Raw genomic sequence first — 20,934 nt, 5'->3', positions numbered from 1 at the left:
GAAGCAGTTAGAATTGTTATCATACTGTTTGCCATGGTTCTGGGTTACCTTTGAGTTTCACTTTATATCATCGACTTGCTAGGAATCATTACACGTCAACAGTTACAGGTCAATATCAAATCATCTTGCTGTGAACAAGAAAACGCGAGAATGCCAACACGATTGTATGTATGTAAACTGTTTCTCAGTCTCATTCTCACACAATGTCTGGCTAATTTCTTTTTGGCAAATAGAATGCCATTTCAAGAAAAAAGTCCTGTTTGATACTGATATCTAGTTGTTTTATAGTCAGAAATGACAGAGAACGATTGCGTAAAGCGTCGAAGATCTTGGATTCGACTGTTGTCATCTATGCAACACTCGTAATCAAAATGAAAACAATTATGGCACCCTTCAATTAATAAAAGCATACTACTGGCCGCTTAATGCTTGCCCACGATTTCCAACTCCACCCACACCTTGGCTGATATCTCGTACTTCACTTAAACCACCCGAAAGTACCAGGCCTGAAATAGCGACTTCAGATTGGCGTAAGTCAACCAGTGATCTGATAAACTTAATATTCATTTCGAAATAAGTACGACGTGCAGTTAAAACTCGCAGGAAATCAAACTGCTGTTGTTGATACCCTTGGTTCGTAAGATCAAGATTTTCCTTGGCCTTTGGAAGAATATTTTGCTGGTATTGTTCTACTTGTTTCTCGGCTTTTTGATAGTTGCGAAAAGCATTAGCGAGACGGACTTGGAGTGAGAGCTGAAGTCGTTCTACATCACCTAATGAACGATGATATTCAGCACCAGCCATATCAATATTGCCTTGATTGCGATTAAAGATTGGCAGAGGAATACCGAGTTGAACATTCGCAATGTCGTCACCGGTTTCATTATCGCGTGCCACACCAATTTGAGCTAATAAATTTGGTTTAATTTGTGACTCCTGGCGGTAGATTTGCTCGCGAGCGCGACTGACTCTCGCATATGCAGCTTGTAACTCCGGACTGTTTGTTTGTAATTTCTGATATGATCCTTCCCAAGTCAAATCGGTAGATTTTTCGTTTAGAATACCCCTCAATGGAGCTTGCGTTAGCTCTGGCCGCCCGACCAAGCTCGCTAGTTGTTTCCTGGCAGCTTCGTGATCATATTCTGCATTCTGACGAATGATGCGAATTTCGCCGAGTTGGACTTCTGCCTGCAAAATGTCTGGTCTTGCTGCTTCTCCTGATTCAAACAATTTACTTGCCATTTCGACTCCTTCTTCAGCAATTTTCTCCAATTGCAAAGAAAGTTTGATACGTTGCTCGGCTCCGAGGGATGCAAAGAATTGTGATTGAACGTCATTTCGAACCCGGTATTTTTGAGTCTCCAGTTCCCACTGAAGTTGCTGGACATCATAGTCTGCAACAGCTTGATTGAGACTCAGCTTGTTTCCCGTCACGATTGTCTGAGAGATGTACCCCCCCTGCTTTCCAGAAGTTCCATTGGCCCCCATTTCCTGCCCCTGGTAACCAACTGTGGGGTTCGGATAAAGCCCCACCTGTTTTTTGATGCCTTGAGCTTTGTTTATGACTGCCGTTGCTTGTTGTAGGGTAGGGTTGTTTTCCATCGCCAACTGCAATAATTCTTCAACCGTCAATGCAACTGTTGTAGTGTGAGGGGCGACAGTTTTTTCTGTTGCAGTTTGGTCACTACCTACACCAGGCGCTGGTGGAATCGCAGTGGAATTTGGATTGAACGTTGTTTGTATTAGTGTATCCAAAGTAGCATTACTGTCAGTTTTGTTAGACAGATCGGAAGTCAGAATGAATTCTGTATCATCTGCTGGATCAAGCTGGCCCACTGTCTTTGTAGAAATATCTTCGGCATAGGGAGGGGAGGCCAAGGGTGTGATATCCGTGGAACTTTGACTCTTGCTGTGTGCCTTGTATTCTTCCAGCTCCAAGGCTTGTTCCCCTGTAGATGGAACTGCGTACCGAGGCTTTTCATTGTGGGCACACGATACTAAAAGTATGCATGGCAGAGCTAGAAAATATCTGAAAAACATCTGAACCCGTTCCATAACCGACCCCATAAATCTTGTGAGAAATCAACGAACTTGTTGAAAGAGAAATTGTGCAAACGAAATAATTAATTGCACAGGAATCTATACAAGATATTTTGCCAGTGTATCGACGATGGAAACGGATTTAGTGAAAGTTGTGCGAGACTGCTGACTTTTGCAAGGTTGTAGGCCATACGCCACAGTGTCTCGGTCGACTGGCAAGGATATATTTACCAAACGGAGTTCGGTTTCCGTTGTATCGACTCGTGCGACATTCGCAGTGCCCGTGCAAAATGGGCAAGGTGTGTGCGGAGTTTTCTTTGAAGGCGCTGGGGGCTTATTAGCCTGGTTTTGATCTGAGCGATCTTGGACACTTTGGTTGCAACCTGAGAAAGTGGAATCGTCGCAGCAGGTACAAATGGTATCTTTACTATTTACGATTTTGGCACAAATATTGGTAAGCGCACAGCATGGCATCACAGCTTGTATAAGAATTGCAGTGGAGAAGCTGATGCAAATCAACTTTCTTTGCCACGAAGCCATGAGTAATCCTTCCTTGTCCAATTCGACAAACCACGTCTTTCTACCTTTATCGGTTTTTTGAATTGTGCAAAACAAACAAAGACTCCAGATTTACGGGATAAAGCCTTTTGTAGGTGATTGCTACGCCGCATAACCTGCATAATCGGGAATGTCAGCGCCACGACCATCGGAATGAACGGCAACTCCGGATGGGTGTACGCGCTTGGTATCCGCTTAGAACTAACCCCTTGTTAATGCAAGTGATTATGTGAATGGGACTTTCTGAATGACTCCTCATCTATCTCCGCTGCAGGCCGAAATGAGAGGAGTCAACGAATCCGCTTGATGGCTACTGTCGCCGAATGGACGACAGTAGCCATCAAGTTAACACGTGGCGTTCATCGCATCAATTGAGTTGGATTTCGTAGCCTAGATTGCTGAACATACTAGCTTTCAAATGGTTACACCACGAGCGAACTGGTGACCATTCGATCGTGGCATGCCGTTTGCATTCGCTATAGAAAACCAATCTTCCTTACACATAGAACAGAATATTAGCACTTCAGTTATGTGGCAAGGGCTATAAGAATCAGGAATTCGAAAGGTCACTTGAAATGTACGGACTACAAAAGACAGTCGCATTAACAATCCTCATTATACTAGCGGCTTCGGGGCAGTCCGCTAGCGCACAAAATGATTATTTCAAGAGGATTCCTTCTCAAAGATATCGCACTCCAGTGCCGGACAACTTTTCTTATACGAATGCCCCCTTCCCAAGTAATGATGGTATTGATAGAGATACTTGCTTGGGTAGTAATTGCCCTTTAGATCGAGTTCCACAAGATTTTATCTGCCCGTATGAATTAAAACGCCGTCGTCAACAATTCCCTGGCAATTTTCACGAGTTTCGTCAATATCCTGAAAATGATGGAGAGAATGGTTCTCGCGGCCAGCCCGATGTTCCAACGCCGATCAGTAATCTCGAAGCGAGTGCCGAGAGAATCTTCGATACGATTCGCTTCGAGATGCGGACCTCATCGGAATATGAAATGCTTTTAACGGGGGCATGGGAACTGAATCGTAGCGTAAGGTATTTTGTTGTCTCACTGAAGAAAGCTGATGGTGAAAATCACGCAAGTGAAGCCCTGAAAGACGTTAAGAAGGCATTCCAAGATCTACGTCAATCACTCAATCAATCCAGGGAACTTCGAAGAGTTCAGAACACGATCTACTCGTTCGAACAGTTGCTGAGCAACATGCTCAATCGATTTCAAAATAGTCCACCACAACCGTTTAAGGATAATAGACGATTTGACAAAGGTAACGATCAATTTCCACAGCCTTCGCGGACTCACGATCACTCGCATTCACATAGTCACGGCAACAATGGTTTACCAAATAACCAGGACAATTCAGCAGCAGATACGGTACCACCGCCACCAACTGATGAACCAGAGTTGTTGCTGCCTAACGGTTAGTCCCTTCGAATTGGAATGTCTATCAGTTGTGATCCCAAATCGGATCGGAGACTATCAAAGTCTGGAAAGAAGCCGTAACGTTTTTGTTTGGAAATGCGGTATTTTGTATTTTCGCTACCGAAATTACTTACATATAATGTGATTCGTTTTGTTTCCTACTACCGCAACCACAATCTCCCACAGCAGAGGCGAGAGATATTGGCAGCATTCAGCACAAGTTGCGACCTAGTATCCAATTGTATCAACGACTGTTCTGCCCGTCCGCTGGAAAATCAATGCAAGCCGTACCTTCTATTGAATGTGACTACCCGCTCGAAACAAATTTTGGAAAAGAATTGCTGGATGAAATGGGCAAAAGCAGACGATCATTCTCAAATAGGCAACTCTTGGGTCTTGGAATTTCTTCATTCTACGACGACCTTGACTCAGATTCCTTACCCCATTCTACGACGACCTTGACTCAGATTCCTTACCCCAATACAATTACCAGAGATAAATAAGAAGCCCTTCACCAAATTGAAAAGGCAGTTCTATTTCGTAATGTTCCATTTAGCCATTATCATGCTCATCGCACTTCGTGTGATACTTTGCCCGCTTTTTTGTGTGGGCGATGGTACACTTGGTAGTGGACATCAGGATGAGGCTGTTAGCTGTGCTTGCGCCGAAGCTTGTCATAGCGATGAGCGTCAAGCACCTGTGCCATTCGACTGCCCCTGCGACTCGCCGTTTCCGTGCGATTCCGGTTGCGTTTGCAAAGCCGCACCCGAATTGAATGGTCGGACAACGACCACTGACTTTGAGCTTTCGCTCGACTTTTCTCCAGTTTGCATGGAGACCGTGAGTTTGTCAGAAGTTCGCGCGATTCGCCACGAGGTACATTCGCCTCGCCTTGATAACGGGCGTTCTATTCGCCTCGTTTTCGCCTCTTTGTTGATCTAGGTCACTGCTGCCTTAGTTCGCTAGCAAACTGACTCCTTTCGATCCGTATTTGGATTGTTTGTTGAGTTAATGATTGTGGCTGGCGTGCATTCCCTTGGTTAACGCTTGGATTGCGATTGTTTCCATCCTTGCTTGTCCATGTTTAGTCAGTAGGAGTCCTACGATGAGTCACTCATTTATTGATGCGCCTGTGCAAAAACCACCCAATACCCCCCCCCAGTCATCTATTAATGGACGTGCGGTTGAGCTAGCCGAAAACGCGAAACGCCCCGGTCCGTTCTGGCGTCTTCTGTCTGTCATGTTGGGGGGGATCGGACCGTTATTTGTGCTGTCTGCATTCACAGTCGTGTTCTACTTTGGTCACCACTACGATTGGAAAGTGCCAAAATTCGCTGAGCTGACCGGATCAGCAAAAAATTTAGTTGCGGACTGGTGTGAAGAGCACAGCGTACCGGAATCAAAGTGTGTCGAATGCGATCCGACACTAATGCCGAGGGGACCAGACTACGAATGGTGCCCTGAACATGGCGTTCACAATTGCCCGTTGCATCACCCTGATGTTGCAGAACTGAAGGAAACGCCCGTTGTCCTTGCTGACGATCGCAAACGTGCAGCCCGTGCGCTTGCACTTCATGATCGCAAAGAAAATAACAGCGAGTGTAAGGTCTATAAGACACGAATCCAGTTTGCATCGGTAGAGTCAGTTCGCCAGGCGGGGGTTGATGTTGAGCTCGTCGAACGGCAATCGATTGTCGAGTCGGTATCTGGCAGCGGTGAGATTCTTTATGACCCAACGCGATTGGCGGGGCTGGCCTCACGCGTACCAGGAACGGTCTGGCTCGTGCAAAAAAATGTTGGTGATCAGGTTCAAAAAGGCGAGTTGCTTGCGATTGTCGATGCTACTCAGGTAGGTGAGATCAAAATACGACTACTCAAGGCACTCACCGAAGAGCAACTACAGCAAGAGAACGTTTTAAGGTTGAGAAAAGCCCGTGACATCGTACCTGGAAAACTGGTTCTGACCGCAGAGGCCACCTACAAGAAGGCGCGGGCAGAGGTTGTTAGCGCGGAACAGATGCTCCGAAATCTCGGCTTGCCGGCAGATGTCAAAATATTGCGAGGTTTGTCGGAACGCGATGCGATGAATCGTCTACGATTCTTAGGAATACCCGATGCATTCCAATCGAGGCTGAGCGCAGAAGTTAGGACGGCAAACCTGCTTCCCATTTACTCGTCGATCAACGGTGTCGTTGTTGATCGTGCCGTGACACCCGGCGAGGTCGTTGACCCATCACGTATTTTGTTCCGCGTGGCGGACATGAGTCAGATGTGGCTGACGCTGAATATTCCCTTAGAGCACATGGAACAACTTGCAATTGGCCAGACCGTCCGCTTCCGTGCAGACGGGAGCCGCCACGAGGTCGAAAGCAAGCTCGATTGGATTAGTACCTCGACCGACCAACAAACCAGAATGGTCCAAGTTCGGGCCGTGCTGCCGAATCTGAAGGGACGGCTTCGCAACGAGACATTTGGTACTGGCGAAGTGATTCTGCGACAAGAACCAAACGCGATTGTCATTCCAACCGGGGCATCCCATTGGGAAGGCTGTTGCCAAGTCGTGTTTGTCCGCGACAAGCATTACTTCGACAGTCCTGACAGTCCCAAAGTGTTCCACGTTCGTTCAGTTCGTTTAGGAGCATCGAATAACAATTACACGGAGGTGATTTCTGGAGTTCTGCCGGGTGAAGTTATCGCTACTGCTGGCAGCGACGTGCTGCGAGCGCAATTACTGAAGAACAACCTTGGCGAAGGCTGCGCCTGCGTAGCGGAATAGGGAGAATAAGGATGCTTAATCGGTTAATTGATTTTTCACTGCAACATCGTGTGTTTGTGATCTTGGTAACGGTAGTGTTTGCCGTCGTGGGCCTATTTTCGTTGCAACAACTCGATATTGATGCGTTTCCAGACACTACACCTGTCCAGATTCAGATTAATACCATCGCTCCGGCGCTTGCATCGGAAGAAGTCGAACGGCAAATCACGTTTCCTGTCGAGCAAGCCATCAGTGGTTTACCCGGACTGGAAAAACTCCGTTCGATTTCCAAGTTCGGTCTCTCACAGGTAGTTGTCATCTTTGAGGATGGCGTCGACATTTACTTTGCGCGGCAACTGGTTAACGAACGGCTTAGCAGGGTTGAGCTGCCTGAAGGAATTCAGCGCCCCCAGATGGGACCGGTCTCAACAGGTCTAGGGGAAGTCTTCCATTACGTGCTGACGTATGATGGTGTTGATTTTTCAAAGGTGTCCCAGCAAGAACGTATCAACCGTCTGACCGAGTTGCGGACGCTACATGATTGGGTGGTGAAACCTCAATTGCGCTCCGTTCGGGGTGTCGCCGAAGTCAATAGTTGGGGCGGTTACGAGAAACAGTACCAAGTCCGACTCGATCCTAACTTATTGATCAAACATAATTTGACATTTGAGCAAGTTGCCGAAGCCATTCAAGCGAACAACGAGAACGTCGGTGGAGGAACCATCACCGATGGTAGTGAGATGCTACTCGTTCACGGTATCGGGCGTACGGTGAATCTCAAGGAAATCGAAAACGTCGTCATCACGGCGCGTGATGGTGTACCCGTCCGTGTACGCGATGTCGCCCATGTGCAAATCGGACATGAAATTCGACGCGGTGCAGTAACAGCCAATGGTCGTGGCGAAGCAGTACTTGGTTTGGGCTTCATGCTGATGGGAGAGAATAGTCACGAAGTGACTTGGGCGTTAAAAGACAAGTTGGAGCAGATCAGGGAAACGCTACCAGCCGGAGTGGCGATAAATACGGTCTATGATCGCACCGAGTTAGTTGACCACGTCATTCACACCGTACAGAAAAACCTCTTCGAGGGTGGTCTGCTGGTCATCGCGGTGTTGTTCATTTTCCTGGGAAATCTCAGAGCTGGATTGATAGTAGCTCTGGCAATCCCGCTGTCGATGCTATTCGCCTTCACAGGGATGCTCCGGTTTGGCATCGCGGCCAGCTTACTGAGTCTGGGAGCAATCGACTTTGGACTCGTGGTCGATAGTTCGGTCGTAATGATCGAGAACTGTGTGCGGCATCTTGCTTATAATCGCGACGGACGCAGCCGTTTGGAAGTCATTCGCGACGCAGCAATCGAGGTTCGCAAGCCGACAATGTTCGGCGAACTGATCATCATGATTGTTTACCTGCCAATTCTAACTCTTGAAGGGGTAGAGGGTAAGTTGTTTCGGCCCATGGCACTGACTGTAATCATGGCTCTCGCTGGCTCGATGATTATGTCGCTCACATTGATGCCGGTTGTGGCAAGTTTGATGTTGCCAAAGAAAATCGAAGAGAAAGAACCACTGTTGATCCGTTTTCTCAAACGACTCTACGCACCAGTTTTGAGGTTTACGATGCACAACAAGATCGTTGTCATCGGATCGGCTTTATGCCTGCTCGTCACGGTCTTTGGATTGATTGCTCCCAATCTGGGAACAGAGTTTGTGCCTCGGCTGTCCGAAGGTGCCGTCGTCATCAACGTAGTACGACTTGCGGGTACCAATCTCGAAGAGTCGATGCGATACAACACGCAGATGGAGAAAATACTTAAGGAAAAATTCCCCGATGAAATTGCACAAGTCTGGAGCCGCATTGGTACAGCGGAAGTGGCGACCGACCCGATGGGAACCGAGTTAACCGACCTCTTCATAACACTGCGGCCACGTGAGCAGTGGTCGCGTGCAGAGACACAGGAAGAACTAACCGTTCTGATTCAGGAAGAACTGCGTGATCTCCCCGGTCCCCGACTCGCTATGACACAGCCAATTGAAATGCGGATGAATGAGATGATTTCGGGTGTCCGCTCAGATGTAGCAGCCATCCTTTATGGGGATGACCTGGACCTCATGGTCAAGAAGGCGGCCGAGGTCGAACGCGCCCTTAAAGCCATTGATGGTGCAGCCGATGTGAAGGTCGAGCAGGTTTCAGGACAGCCGGTACTTCAGATTCATGTCAAGCAGAACGAAATCGCTCGATATGGTATTTCCGCTCGAACAGTCATGAACCTCGTCCGGTCACTTGGCAGTAATCATGTTGGTGAGGTGTATGAAGGGCAATTACGTTTTCCGTTGATTATTCGTTTGCCGGAGGCAGCACGAGCCAATCCCGAAGCGATCAGCGAAATTCTCGTTGCCACACCTTCAGGGGAGCGAATTCCACTGTCGCGGCTGGCAACGATTGAGACCGTGGAAGGCCCCAACACGATTAAGCGTGAATGGTATCAGCGTCGAATTACAATCGAAGCGAACGTCCGCGGTCGCGATTTGGGTAGCTTTGTCGCCGAAGCACAGCGCGTGATTGCTGAAAAGGTTCAACTGCCCGCAGGTCGCTATCGAATCGAGTGGGGCGGTCAATTTGAGAATCTGCAACGCGCCCAGACGCGGCTTTTGATAGTCGTTCCGATCGCATTGCTGATGATCTTCGCACTACTCTACATGACCTATCACAATATTATTGATTCACTACGTGTCTTTACTGGGGTTCCGTTTGCCTGGATCGGTGGTGTCATTGCCCTTTGGATTCGCGACATGCCGTTTTCAATTTCGGCGGCCGTTGGATTTATCGCGCTTTCAGGCGTGGCCGTGCTTGATGACATGCTGCTAGTGTCCACAATCCGTCAGCTACGACGGCGAGGACGTTCGCTGGATGATGCCGTCGAAGAAGCCGCGATGACAAGGCTGCGACCTATCCTGATGACGACGCTCGTCGCGAGTCTCGGATTTGTACCGATGGCATTCAGCACCGGTATGGGAGCGGAAGTGCAGCGTCCGCTGGCAACCGTGGTGATCGGTGGCGTTTGTAGCGCCATGGTCATGAGCTTACTAGTACTACGAGTGCTCTACGTTGTGTTCAACCTTCCGACGGAGAGCTTTAATGACGGAGAAGACGATGATGGTCATCGTCTTGAACCAGACAAACCGACCGAACCAGAAGCTGGGTGTGTGCCCGAGTCAGTGTCGGTCTTACCATGATTCGGCGATGCCGAAAGGAGAATTTGATGCAGGGTAATTATTGCTTAAGCGGCCTGTTATTGGGGCTATTGGTAATGAGTGTTTTTGTATTTATTGGTTGTGGTGATGGTGCGCCATCGCAGGATAGCAAGGCCAGTTCACCGGCATCGGCCAAAGTCGATCACAGTCACGCTGGTTGGTGGTGCGTGGAGCATGGCGTCCCTGAAGGAGAGTGCGCGTTATGCGATTCGTCGCTGGTCGCAAAATTCAAGGAAGCCGGGGACTGGTGCAAAGAGCACAAGCGTCCCGAGTCCCAGTGCTTCATTTGCAGTCCAGCACGGTTCGACAAGTTCGCTGCCCGCTATGAGGCTAAGACAGGAAACAAACCGCCGCAACCGGAAGTTGAAGAGTGAGATGCAGGGCAAATCTTAGACTAACTCGGTTTGGAGCCGAGCACTGCGACGTGCCTTCTACGTCTTTACGACACTCGCGGTGATATGGCTCGTCCAGCCAGACTGCATTTGCGGCTGTTCGTTTTTGAAATCTTGTAAGCAAGATGGAATCGACGAACGTCGCGATCAAGTACGACTTGTTGAAACCACGCATTCTGAGAGTAAGAGATGATATAAGCATTCGTAACCAGAAGAATATGCATGTTCCGTAGTCGGAGTCGCTATCCCGTTCTCCCTTTGAGATCACTTGCTAGCCAGCCATGTTTTACTCAACCGAATTTTGTTCTAACCTCGTAATGCAAGGAGCCAATCATGTAAGCACACAAATCTACTTCGAAATCTACTACTCTTCCCTTTCGTTTCATTGGAAATTTGGAAAAAGGATTTTCATCATGTACCGTGTATATCTCTGTGTAGCACTTACGTTCGCTTTCTCTGTCTGTTTGACTAGTCAAACTCGGGCAGCGACCCCAACAATGAAGACTACCATCACCTTGGAGGTGCTCAGTTGCGAAGGCTGCGCCAGAAACGTGGCTGCCAAGCTGTTGGAAATTCGTGGAGTTGCTAACGTCAAAACTGATTTGAAGACCAAGTCTGCCACTGTCATACCCAAGGCGGAAGCATCGCTTTCACCGCGACAGTTATGGGAAGCGGTCGAAAAAGCAGGTAAGAAGCCACTCAAGCTTCAAGGTCCCAGCGGAACATTCACATCAAAACCTAAGATGTGAATGATTAAATTGTTGTAACTGAGTGACCGCTGAGGCCAGATAATACTGGCACCAGCGGCTTTTACAAATACGTTTCGTCACCATTTGCGGGTAATAACATAAAGAATTTAAGCCGAGTATATGAAAGAATATCGTTTCCGAGTTACTAATTTAGATTGTGAACATGACGCCGCAAGGTTGCGGCGGTCTTTGGAATCTGAATTTGATATTGAAGTCCTGCAAATCCTGGCATCCTCGGGTAGCGTTCGTCTATCAGCCGACGAGCAGAAATACTCACAAGAGGAAGTCGAGGCGAAGCTCGACGACATTGGTTTCCCTCTGCAGAAGCAAGATGAGCAGCTTGGTCCACCTCCCGTTTGGAAAAATACGAAAGTGGTTGCGGCGGTTTTCTCGGGTGTCCTGCTGCTGTGCGGGTGGCTACTCAGCTATCTGTCAGCCGATTGGCTGCCGCTAATTCTGTATTCGTCAGCCATTCTAATTGGCGGCTACAATTTCGGTCGCGAAGCAATCGAGCATCTGCTCTTTGAGTGGCGCGTCGGCATCGAATTACTCATGACAAGTGCGGCTGTTTCAGCTTTTGCTCTCGGCCAACCGGCAGAAGCGGCAATGTTGGTCTTTTTGTATTCCATCAGTGAGGCGCTCGAAGGTTACGCCGAGGCAAAGACTCGCTCCGCCGTTCGCGCATTGATGGATTTGACACCCAAAACCGCCTTGCTCCTGGAAAACGGAAATGAGCGTGAGGTGCCGGTTGAGGAATTGCAATCCGGAGATATGTTTCTCGTCCACCCTGGCCAATCCATCCCGACCGATGGCGAAATCCTCTCTGGTGCTTCCAGTCTCAACGAAGCCCCAGTCACCGGAGAGAGCGTTCCGGTCGAGAAAAAAGTGGGTGATGATGTCTATGCCGGAAGCATTAATGGAGAGGGCTCACTTGAAATCACAGCAACAAAGGCATTCGCTGAAAATACGATCTCGCGAATCATTGAAATGGTGGAGGAAGCACAGGAACGCAAAGGCGAAAGCCAACGTTTCATTGAACGTTTCGGTAATTGGTACAGTCCCGCAGTATTGTTGAGCGGATTCGCAATCGCGCTCTTGCCGCCTTTGCTCTACGATACCTCGTGGACTCACTGGGCGATTCGTGCCACGATCTTCATCGTTGCTGCGGCACCGTGCGCCTTGGTCATTTCGATCCCGGCCACACTCGTTGCAGCGCTCGGAACGGCTGCTCGACACGGCGTGTTGATCAAGGGTGGGGTGTATATCGAGCGACTGGCCGCCATTCGCGTAGTTGCCTTAGACAAAACTGGTACGCTCACTCTAGGCAAGCCAACAGTCACTGATTGTGTGGTGTCCGATCAGGCTGGTATACCACCTCGCACGAAAGTCTTGGCAGTGACCGCTGGTATCGAAAGGCTAAGTCAACATCCGCTGGCGAAGGCGATCGTCGGATTTGTTCGGAATGAAGACATTCAGCCACTTTCCGTTGAGGACTTTCGCTCGCTGACTGGGGCCGGAGCGTCTGCGTCGGTTGACGGAACACTCATGTTCGTCGGAAAGCCACAACTATTTGAAGACGACCTGGCCATCGATCTATCCTCGCTTGCGGATGACATCACCCGACTACAAGACGAAGGAAAAACTGTTGCTGTCGTCGGCAATGATCAACAGGCTTGGGCAGCCATCGCGATGAAGGACACGGTTCGCGAGAACGTCGCTCAGGCAATTGAGGCGTTCCATGACGTGGGTATCGCCAAGGCAGTGATGTTAACGGGTGATAATGAACGCACTGCGAGGCAAGTTTCCCAAGAAGCTGGAGTGGACGGCTTCTATGCAAACCTGAAACCGGATGACAAAGTCACCAAACTTCGTGAACTGTTATTAGAACATCAACACGTGGCTATGGTTGGCGATGGCGTGAACGATGCCCCAGCCCTGGCAGAAGCTAGTGTTGGAATTGCGATGGGAGCGGCCGGTACGGATGTCGCACTGGAAACAGCCGACATTGCACTGATGGCAGACGATTTGGAGAAGCTCGTCTATGCATTGCGGCTAGCGAGGCGCACTCAATCGATTGTTCGTCAAAATTTGATTCTTTCTGTTCTTGTCATTTTCGTTCTGGTCATCGGCGCGGTGTCGGGTTCGTTCACGCTTCCCGTCGCTGTCTTGGGACATGAGATCAGCGAGTTCATAGTGGTTGCCAACGGTTTAAGGATGCTGCGTTTTCAAGGAACGTCGGAATGAGACACGTTTACCTTTTCTCTCTCCTTGCGGTTGCCGTTATTCAAAGCGGTTGTAGCACCCAACAGAGCGATCCTTCCCCTGAGAAGTCTGTTTCGGTTCGCGGCGTCGATCCGGTGTTGCTAACCGATGAGAACTTTGAGCGAGAAGTTCTGATGAGCGATCAGCCGGTTCTGGTTGATATGTGGGCCGAGTGGTGTCAGCCTTGCATCCGGATGAAACCGACAATCCGAGAACTAGCTGATGAGCTGTCTGGACAAGTCAAAGTTGGAGAACTAAATGTCGACGAAAATCCGTTCATCACTGAAAAGTACGCCGTTGATCGCTATCCGATGCTGTTGATATTTGTCGAAGGCGTCGAAGTCAAACGTCTGGTTGGAGAGCAATCGAAGAAAGCATTAGCCAAAGCTGTGCGGACTGTAAGGACGGGGAAACGCAATACGAACAATGAGAATTAATCAATGACACAGATTCCCTGCGATAAAAGTTTTAATAGCAGTTTTTCACTGATGAAAGGTTCTAGGGCTGCTTAGAGTTTTTACGTGTTTAAGTCATCCGAAGGAATGCCGGGAAACGACAGTACTAATTCTTGCCAGTCCCCCGCATTTCTGGGGTTTGGGAAAAATGGGTAGCGCGGACATCGGATTAACGGCTGCACTTAGGTAAAAATCTCATCATACAGACGAAATGATTCACAAAAAATGATCACCACAAATACCGAGTTGCTGTAAAGCCATTGAAGTCGGCATGACGATAAAAGTAAAACCATTATGACTTGTTTTTGTATCTAAGTAGTCACATGGATCACAGTTTCTGGTGAATGATCAACGGAAATTGATCAAGACAAATAGCAAGTTACTGTAAAACGATTTGAGTTTGAGATTCGGATGAAACTAATTTCCCTGTTTTTAATTGCCCTGTTGCTGCAACCATGCCCTGTCTGTTGGGGACATGAATTTGCCACTGTGGGGCAGTGTGAAAATAGGGAGTCTGAGAAAAGTCTTTCGGCTCCTGCCTGTTGCTCCCAATGCACCCATTCGTATCACACTCGGGAACAAAATCAGTCACACGAGCACGAACCTCGGCATGATTGTCCTTGTCTATGTCATGTGACAGATGTGATTTATGCTCAAACGGCATCGTCTGTGAACTTACGTGGAATCACAACACCTTTGAGCACGACCGTTGACGTCTATTGTCAATCTATGCAAACCACAGTTGCTAAAAATAGCGGCGTTTCTTCTTCGAGTGTGCTTATCACAGCACCGTTGCGCATATAGATTTTCTTCCCCGAGCACGCTTGCCTCCGGCCTTACCTCATCGTGTAGAGACACTTCTTTTCGCCATTGAATTCATACATTGGTATAAGGATTGCGACGAAGAGCAAGTGTCACAAATTCGTACCTTGAACGTACGAAGCATGAGGGGAATAGTCTGATTCTAACGCCATTATTGTGCAGAGGCACACTTTGTGTTGCGTTCCCAAAATTGCACATTGAAAAAAATACAATTTATTAATACAGAACAAGGAGTACTATCTCATGTTAAAACTCTCTGAAAGCATTTCATTTAAGCGAAATGGACTTCCACTTTTAATTGCTTGTGCCATTGTCACCTCGTTTGCCACTGTGGGCAAAGCGCAGGAAGTGACTCGGATTGCCACACTCAGCAAAGTGGAAACGACCCGAGCCGCTGCGTCGAAAGAGAACAAATATACGTTTATCATGTTCTGGAAAAACCAGGATGATACCACCAAGGCAATGTGGAACACCTTACAGCATAATTTGTCGAACAAAAAAGACAAGACCACGTTCGTTGCAGTTAACACGAATGATTCTGCTGAGCAGAACCTTGTCAAAGAATATGGCGTTTCGCGGGCACCAATGCCTTTGACACTCGCTATTGCACCGAACGGAGCTATCACTGGATCTTTTGTTAAAAATATCAACGCCGACTATATCGATCAGTCGTTCGTCTCACCAGCAAAGTCGCGTTGTATGCTGACATTACAGAGCCGAAAAATGGTTCTCTTGTGCGTGAATCCTGCCGTGAAATCCGAAACTCCAAAAGGTGTGCAGAATTTCAAATCGATCCCCTGTTATCGTGATGTCGTCGAAGTGGTTTCATTTTCTTCGCAAGAGTCTGGAGAAGCTTCATTTTTGAAAGAGCTAGGAGTTCCGCAGCAGAACAATAACACCACAGTCGTGTTTATGGCACCTCCCGGGGTGATGGTAGGTAGGTTCAACGAAAATGTGACTCAGCAACAATTGATCGCCGAACTAAAGAAGGCGGGAAAAAGTTGTGGCGTCGATGGATGTAAGCACTGTAAAGAGTAGAACATCGTAAATAGTACCTCACACCTGACAAGAAGGATTATCTCATGACTATGAGAACGATAATATGGAAGGAACTGCGGGAACGTCCGACCGCAATGATTGCCAGCCTATTGGCAATCGTTTTGAGTGTGACCGCTTTGGTGGCCATTCGCAACGTGACGATATTTTCAGAAAAAGAAGTCGCTGGAAAGCTCGACAAGCTCGGCGCCAACGTACTCATTCTACCCAAAGGAGTCACGCTGCAAGATTATTATGCAGCAGATATGCAATCGGAAACTATACCAGAAGAGCATGTGGCCGAGTTGGCACTTTCCGGTTTGACAGGCGTCGAAGCCATTTCCCCAAAACTATGCGTTCCGACAACCATTGATGGTCGAAACGTCATACTGACGGGAATACTTCCCCAGGCAGAAATTCAGAAAATGGCTTCATGGCAGGGCGGTATGCTCTTCAAAAAGCACGCAGGTTGCAAAGCAAAAATCAACGTTGCCGACAAAAAAGGGGATGCTCCGGAAGCATTGGCGGAACGACGTGCACTTCAAAACCTTGGCGAAGATGAGGTCATTCTCGGAGCAGACTATGCAGAAGCGAATGGACTGGCTCCCGGTGATTCCATGGAGCTAATGGGTGAGAAGTTCTCAGTATTGACCACGCTGCCAGCAGCCGGAACAGTCGATGATGGACGAGTCTTTGCGCACTTGCATACGGTACAACGGCTCACAAAATCTGGGGAAGTGGTCAATATCATTGAAGTAGTAGGCTGTTGTGAAGACGTTGCCAATGGCCTCGTTGCGGAGATGCAAACGATTTTGCCAGATACCAAAATTGTCACAATCGCAAACGTGGTGGAGACACAAATTTCGATTAACCGAATGATGACAAACCTGTCGTACCTATTTCTGGCGATTCTTGTTGCCGTAGGTGGTGCGAGTATGGCCAGCGCCAGTTTTGCCAACGTCATCGAACGTCGTCGAGAAATTGGCACACTGATGGCATTGGGGGCAACTCCTCGATTCGTGACACAGCTTTTCCTGGCGAAAGCGGTTTTGCTTGGATTGGCAGGCGGAATTTCAGGGTACATTGTGGGAAGTGTTCTCGCCCTGTTCCTGGGGCCCTATTTTGCAGACGTTTCAGTTCTGCCTATTCCCAGCTTAGCGTTGGTGGCCTCGGGGACTGCCATTATGGTTACACTGGTGGCCAGTTATTACCCCGCACGCCAGGCTGCCAACCTCGATCCCTGTCTTTGCTTCAAGGAGGTATAATTCAATGTTACAGTTTGAATCTGTTCGTAAAGTTTATCGAAAAAAGCAGGACGAAGTGGTCGCCTTGGATACCACGAACCTGGAAATTCCTGAGGGAGATTTTGTCGCAATCATTGGACCGAGCGGCAGTGGAAAAACCACGCTGCTTTCTATCTTAGGTGCCATGTCGGCTCCTTCAGAAGGTCGTATCTTACTTGACGGAGAGTCCGTTTACGATTTGCCTATCGAGGCACGTGCCAAGTTACGACAGAATAAAATCGGGTTTGTGTTTCAAACATTTAATTTGATTCCCTACCTGACGGCGATGGAAAATGTACAAGTTCCGATGTTGCTGGCAAAGAAGCATCATGACTATCAGCAACAAAAGGCAGAAGAATTACTTAACAAAGTCGGTTTAGAAAACCGGATGCATCATAAACCGGCGGAGTTGAGTGTGGGTCAGCAACAACGCGTTGCCCTGGCACGCATGCTCGCCAACGATCCGGCAATCATCCTTGCAGATGAGCCAACCGGTAATCTCGACCCCGAAACCAAAGAACAAGTCATGTCGTTCCTGACGCAATTTAATGAGGAAGGCCGCACGATAGTGATGGTGACGCATGATTTATCAGCGGCCGAATGTGCGAAGCGTACCCTGACGTTATCTGCAGGGATGATCCGCTCCGAGCAGGAAGAACGATTGCTGAAATTAGCGTAAACCTGTTTTGTGTGTTACAATAAAAGCCTCGGACACGCTCAAATTCATGAGTGTGTCCGAGGTTCCTTACGTGTTGTTCAATTTTTTCACAAGTGTCTATCATATTATTTAATGCCTGAAACCGGTTTTGAGCTACCCCCAGCCTTGATCCAGTTGTGGCTACTACATCTAATCTTGTTACGTGAGTGCTGATTTATCATTGTTGTGTTTCAACATTACGATTTCCGGGCCGCAGCAACCAGCCTCAGTGTAGAGTTCATCTTTCACATCCGCTTCGAGGACTACGAAAACTTCCCATTTGTGTCCATCAGGGTCAACTGCCCAAACCTTGTCCTGAACGGCGTAGCAGCATGTTGTCGCTTCCTCGGTGATAGTCTCGATATTCGCAGCTTTGAATCGTTTGATGGCCGCATGGACCTCGGCGACTGACTTTACTTGAACGCCGAAGTGAGCAGAACCTCCCTCCACCTTGACCTCTCCATCAACTTCGTTGAGGGTGAGATTCACCGAAGGATCGGCTGGCTCAAACTTGGCGTAGCGTGGTCTTTCTTTGCTTGGTGCCTCGCCCAGCAATAATTCATAGAATCGCTTTGACGCTTCCAGATCAGAAACAGTCAAAGCAACATGCAGACGATACTTGCCCGGAAATTCGACAGCAGATTTGGTACTCATTAAATTTCTCCTTTATGATCGGTAGTGAGATAATACTGAATTTTCTCTTTGATCTCATCTCGCACCCTGCGAAAAAAGACCATTTTCTCGTCATCGGAACCGGTTGCATCAGCGGGATCATCGAAAGGCCAATGGAATGTTTGTTTGGCACCGGAAAATACGGGGCACGATTCTTTGGCGTTGTCGCATACCGTCACTACTAGATCAAATGACTGTTCTTGAAACTGATCCAGCAACTTGCTCGTGTTGGCGGATATGTCGATGTCCAACTCACTCATCGCTCGAATCGCAAGTGGATGAACGTAGCCTGACGGTTTTGATCCAGCCGATTCCGATTCCCACTCACCATTGCCCAATGCTTCCCAGAGAGCTTCGGCCATTTGGGACCGACAGGAGTTTCCAGTACAGAGAATTAAAACACGTTTTGTCATCATTTGTATTCCTTTGTTAGTGTAGTTGCTATCACTGCGTAGTGATGGCTGATTCCAGTGCAACTTTTGCCAGATTGAGCTTATAACAACTATCAAACTCTGGGCACTCTTTGCACTTATCCCATTGTTCTATATCAGTTTTGATGGATCGGTCAGAGCGAACAGGTAGCACTGCACCTTCAAGCTGACTTATCCACACAGAGAAGACTTTCCCTTTATTTTGTTGGTTATTGCGTAAATGCAAGTTATCTGGGAACATCGTACCAAAGCAGTCTTTATGCTGAGATTGGCTCATGGCAATTCTCCTCAACTAAGATTGTGTGTGTCGTTTATTGGTGATTCAGAACGTGATTCGTGAGGAAACCAGTTCTGGGTTCTTACACAGAATTTTACCAGCATCAACATCAGCGGAACTTCAATCAATACGCCAACAACCGTGGCAAGTGCCGCTCCCGAGGATAACCCGTAAAGCATCGTTGATGTAGCAATGGCAACTTCAAAGTGATTTGAAGCACCGATCATGGCTGTTGGAGCAGCACTTTCATAAGTCAGTCCCAATAGTTTTGATAGCAGATAACCTAATGCAAAGATAACTACGGTCTGAATGAACAAGGGAATGGCGATCCAGAGAATGGTCAACGGATTATTGAGAATCGTTTCGCCTTTGAATGAAAAGAGTAACACCAGTGTAGCCAGCAATGCCATAATCGTCACCGGTGTTAAAACATGTAAAAATTTATCTCGAAACCACGTTTCACCTTTGGTAGCAATCAACCACTTACGAGAGAAATATCCCGCCACCAGTGGAAGAGCGACATAGACACCAATAGAAAGTAACAAAGCTTGCCACGGAACTGGGAGTTTCCCCACGCCAAGCAGGAATCCGCCTAAGACACCGTATAGAACTAACATAGCCAATGAGTTTATGGCGACCATAACCAGTGTGTGTCCATCATTTCCTCTTGCTAGGAATCCCCACACAAGTACCATCGCAGTACAGGGAGCGATTCCCAACAAAATGCAACCCGCCAGATAACTTCGCCATAGTGGAACTTCAAGCATCTTCACGCCATCAACGAGTACCACTTTTCCCGCTCCATAATCGGCACCTATCGAGAGGTCCGCACCAAAGGGCATTTTTACATAATCAACGGCGTCCGGGCCAATGAATGTCAAAAAAAGTGTTCCTAGAAAGAAGCTGGCAATGGCATACATTGTAAATGGCTTGATTGCCCAGTTAATGAATAGAGTCAATCCAACCGGACGCATCGCCTTGCCTGCTTTGAGAACCTTGCCGAAGTCGATTTTTACCATGATCGGATACATCATGAAAAACAAGCAAACTGCAATGGGGATCGAAACCACAGGAGCTTCGTTGACATAGATCGCCATTCCATCCAGTGTCTGTGCGATCCCCGGTGCCACTTTTCCCAAGACTATTCCGGCTACGATGCACAGGGCAACCCACAGTGTGAGATATCGCTCAAAAAAGCTCATCCCTTGAGCGTTTGAGTTGGGACAGTTTTCCTGGTTCATGTTGATAGCAGTCCTGCTGGTTTGTGACACATTAAATTACATGGTACAATTGCCAATTCGCCATGTGGTACGTAAAAAAAAATGACTTACTTTAGTGTTGTTTTTCGCAATTCAACATCTGATTTCAATACAGTTTCCATGCAAGAGAAAAATCCATCGAGACATCCGCATGTCACTCTGTAGTAGCTCATCGCCCCTTCCTTGCGGACACCGATCAGACCAGTATCTTTTAGGATTGCAAGGTGCTTGGACACCGTAGATTGATCTGCCCCAACCTCAACCGTAATGTCGCTCACACACATCTCCTGCTTTTGCAGTAGATCAAGCATAAGTAAGCGACTTGGATGTGCCATGGCCTTAGCAATCTTCGCTCTCGCTTCATATTGTTTGCGTGTTTTTTCTTTCATGGCAATATTGCCATATTAACATCATGTGTCATGTTTGTCAATCGTACATTAAGACCTAGAGTGAAGACTCTCGACTACGTGGCAACAGTCGGTTTTCTTTTGCATCTGGCACTTCTCCAGACCGACATCAAAACTCGTCGAACGTGTCGCAAATCTTTAAGGCGTTTC

The 20,934-nt window shown here is 47.9% G+C and carries 16 protein-coding genes; 10 read left to right on the top strand and 6 right to left on the bottom strand.

The window, feature by feature from the left end; all coding sequences use genetic code 11:
- Nucleotides 1–411: 411 nt before the first annotated feature.
- A complete protein-coding gene (locus AAC022_RS24880) occupies nucleotides 412–1,938 on the bottom strand; it encodes a TolC family protein (RefSeq protein ID WP_339735588.1) in 1,527 nt (508 codons plus the stop codon).
- A 1,235-nt stretch (nucleotides 1,939–3,173) separates the two neighbouring features.
- Between AAC022_RS24880 and AAC022_RS24875 the strand changes: the two genes are divergently transcribed.
- From AAC022_RS24875 to AAC022_RS24830, 10 genes are all read left to right on the top strand, one after another.
- Nucleotides 3,174–4,037 carry a hypothetical protein gene (locus AAC022_RS24875; protein ID WP_339735586.1) on the top strand — a complete coding sequence of 288 codons (864 nt, stop codon included), beginning with the start codon at nucleotides 3,174–3,176 and terminating at the stop codon, nucleotides 4,035–4,037.
- A gap of 1,102 nt (nucleotides 4,038–5,139) precedes the next feature.
- Nucleotides 5,140–6,810: an efflux RND transporter periplasmic adaptor subunit gene (locus AAC022_RS24870; protein WP_339735584.1), complete on the top strand. Its 1,671-nt coding sequence runs from the start codon at nucleotides 5,140–5,142 to the stop codon at nucleotides 6,808–6,810.
- 11 nt (nucleotides 6,811–6,821) lie between these two features.
- Nucleotides 6,822–10,025 carry a CusA/CzcA family heavy metal efflux RND transporter gene (locus AAC022_RS24865; protein WP_339735582.1) on the top strand — a complete coding sequence of 1,068 codons (3,204 nt, stop codon included), beginning with the start codon at nucleotides 6,822–6,824 and terminating at the stop codon, nucleotides 10,023–10,025.
- Nucleotides 10,026–10,051: 26 nt separating this feature from the next.
- Nucleotides 10,052–10,417 carry a hypothetical protein gene (locus AAC022_RS24860; protein WP_339735580.1) on the top strand — a complete coding sequence of 122 codons (366 nt, stop codon included), beginning with the start codon at nucleotides 10,052–10,054 and terminating at the stop codon, nucleotides 10,415–10,417.
- Nucleotides 10,418–10,932: 515 nt separating this feature from the next.
- Entirely contained in the window at nucleotides 10,933–11,184 is a 252-nt protein-coding gene (locus AAC022_RS24855; RefSeq protein ID WP_339735578.1) for a heavy metal-associated domain-containing protein, read from the top strand.
- 120 nt (nucleotides 11,185–11,304) lie between these two features.
- Complete coding sequence (locus tag AAC022_RS24850; protein WP_339735576.1) at nucleotides 11,305–13,428, top strand: heavy metal translocating P-type ATPase; 2,124 nt, start codon at nucleotides 11,305–11,307, stop codon at nucleotides 13,426–13,428.
- Complete coding sequence (locus tag AAC022_RS24845; RefSeq protein WP_339735574.1) at nucleotides 13,425–13,883, top strand: thioredoxin domain-containing protein; 459 nt, start codon at nucleotides 13,425–13,427, stop codon at nucleotides 13,881–13,883. The genes AAC022_RS24850 and AAC022_RS24845 overlap by 4 nt, the downstream gene beginning before the upstream one ends.
- A gap of 1,083 nt (nucleotides 13,884–14,966) precedes the next feature.
- Nucleotides 14,967–15,761 carry a hypothetical protein gene (locus tag AAC022_RS24840; RefSeq protein WP_339735571.1) on the top strand — a complete coding sequence of 265 codons (795 nt, stop codon included), beginning with the start codon at nucleotides 14,967–14,969 and terminating at the stop codon, nucleotides 15,759–15,761.
- A 50-nt stretch (nucleotides 15,762–15,811) separates the two neighbouring features.
- A complete protein-coding gene (locus tag AAC022_RS24835) occupies nucleotides 15,812–17,023 on the top strand; it encodes an FtsX-like permease family protein (RefSeq protein WP_339735569.1) in 1,212 nt (403 codons plus the stop codon).
- Nucleotides 17,024–17,027: 4 nt separating this feature from the next.
- A complete protein-coding gene (locus AAC022_RS24830) occupies nucleotides 17,028–17,720 on the top strand; it encodes an ABC transporter ATP-binding protein (protein WP_339735567.1) in 693 nt (230 codons plus the stop codon).
- A 177-nt stretch (nucleotides 17,721–17,897) separates the two neighbouring features.
- On the opposite strand, the gene AAC022_RS24825 is transcribed toward AAC022_RS24830, so the two are convergent.
- The 5 genes from AAC022_RS24825 to AAC022_RS24805 form a co-directional block, all read right to left on the bottom strand.
- Nucleotides 17,898–18,392, bottom strand: a complete 495-nt coding sequence (locus AAC022_RS24825) for an ArsI/CadI family heavy metal resistance metalloenzyme (RefSeq protein ID WP_339735565.1) — start codon at nucleotides 18,390–18,392, stop codon at nucleotides 17,898–17,900.
- A complete protein-coding gene (locus AAC022_RS24820) occupies nucleotides 18,392–18,826 on the bottom strand; it encodes an arsenate reductase ArsC (protein ID WP_339735563.1) in 435 nt (144 codons plus the stop codon). The genes AAC022_RS24825 and AAC022_RS24820 overlap by 1 nt, the downstream gene beginning before the upstream one ends.
- A 28-nt stretch (nucleotides 18,827–18,854) precedes the next feature.
- Entirely contained in the window at nucleotides 18,855–19,118 is a 264-nt protein-coding gene (locus AAC022_RS24815) for a hypothetical protein (RefSeq protein WP_339735561.1), read from the bottom strand.
- Between the two features lie 11 nt (nucleotides 19,119–19,129).
- Entirely contained in the window at nucleotides 19,130–20,359 is a 1,230-nt protein-coding gene (gene arsB, locus AAC022_RS24810) for an ACR3 family arsenite efflux transporter (protein WP_339735559.1), read from the bottom strand.
- Nucleotides 20,360–20,445: 86 nt separating this feature from the next.
- Nucleotides 20,446–20,766, bottom strand: coding sequence for a metalloregulator ArsR/SmtB family transcription factor (locus tag AAC022_RS24805; RefSeq protein WP_339735557.1), 321 nt, complete (start codon nucleotides 20,764–20,766; stop codon nucleotides 20,446–20,448).
- Nucleotides 20,767–20,934: the final 168 nt, after the last annotated feature.

The sequence above is a fragment of the uncultured Gimesia sp. genome, from assembly GCF_963976445.1.
Classification (GTDB): domain Bacteria; phylum Planctomycetota; class Planctomycetia; order Planctomycetales; family Planctomycetaceae; genus Gimesia.
The sequence above is the reverse complement of the archived record's forward strand: the minus strand, read 5'-3'. Positions and strand labels throughout refer to the sequence as shown.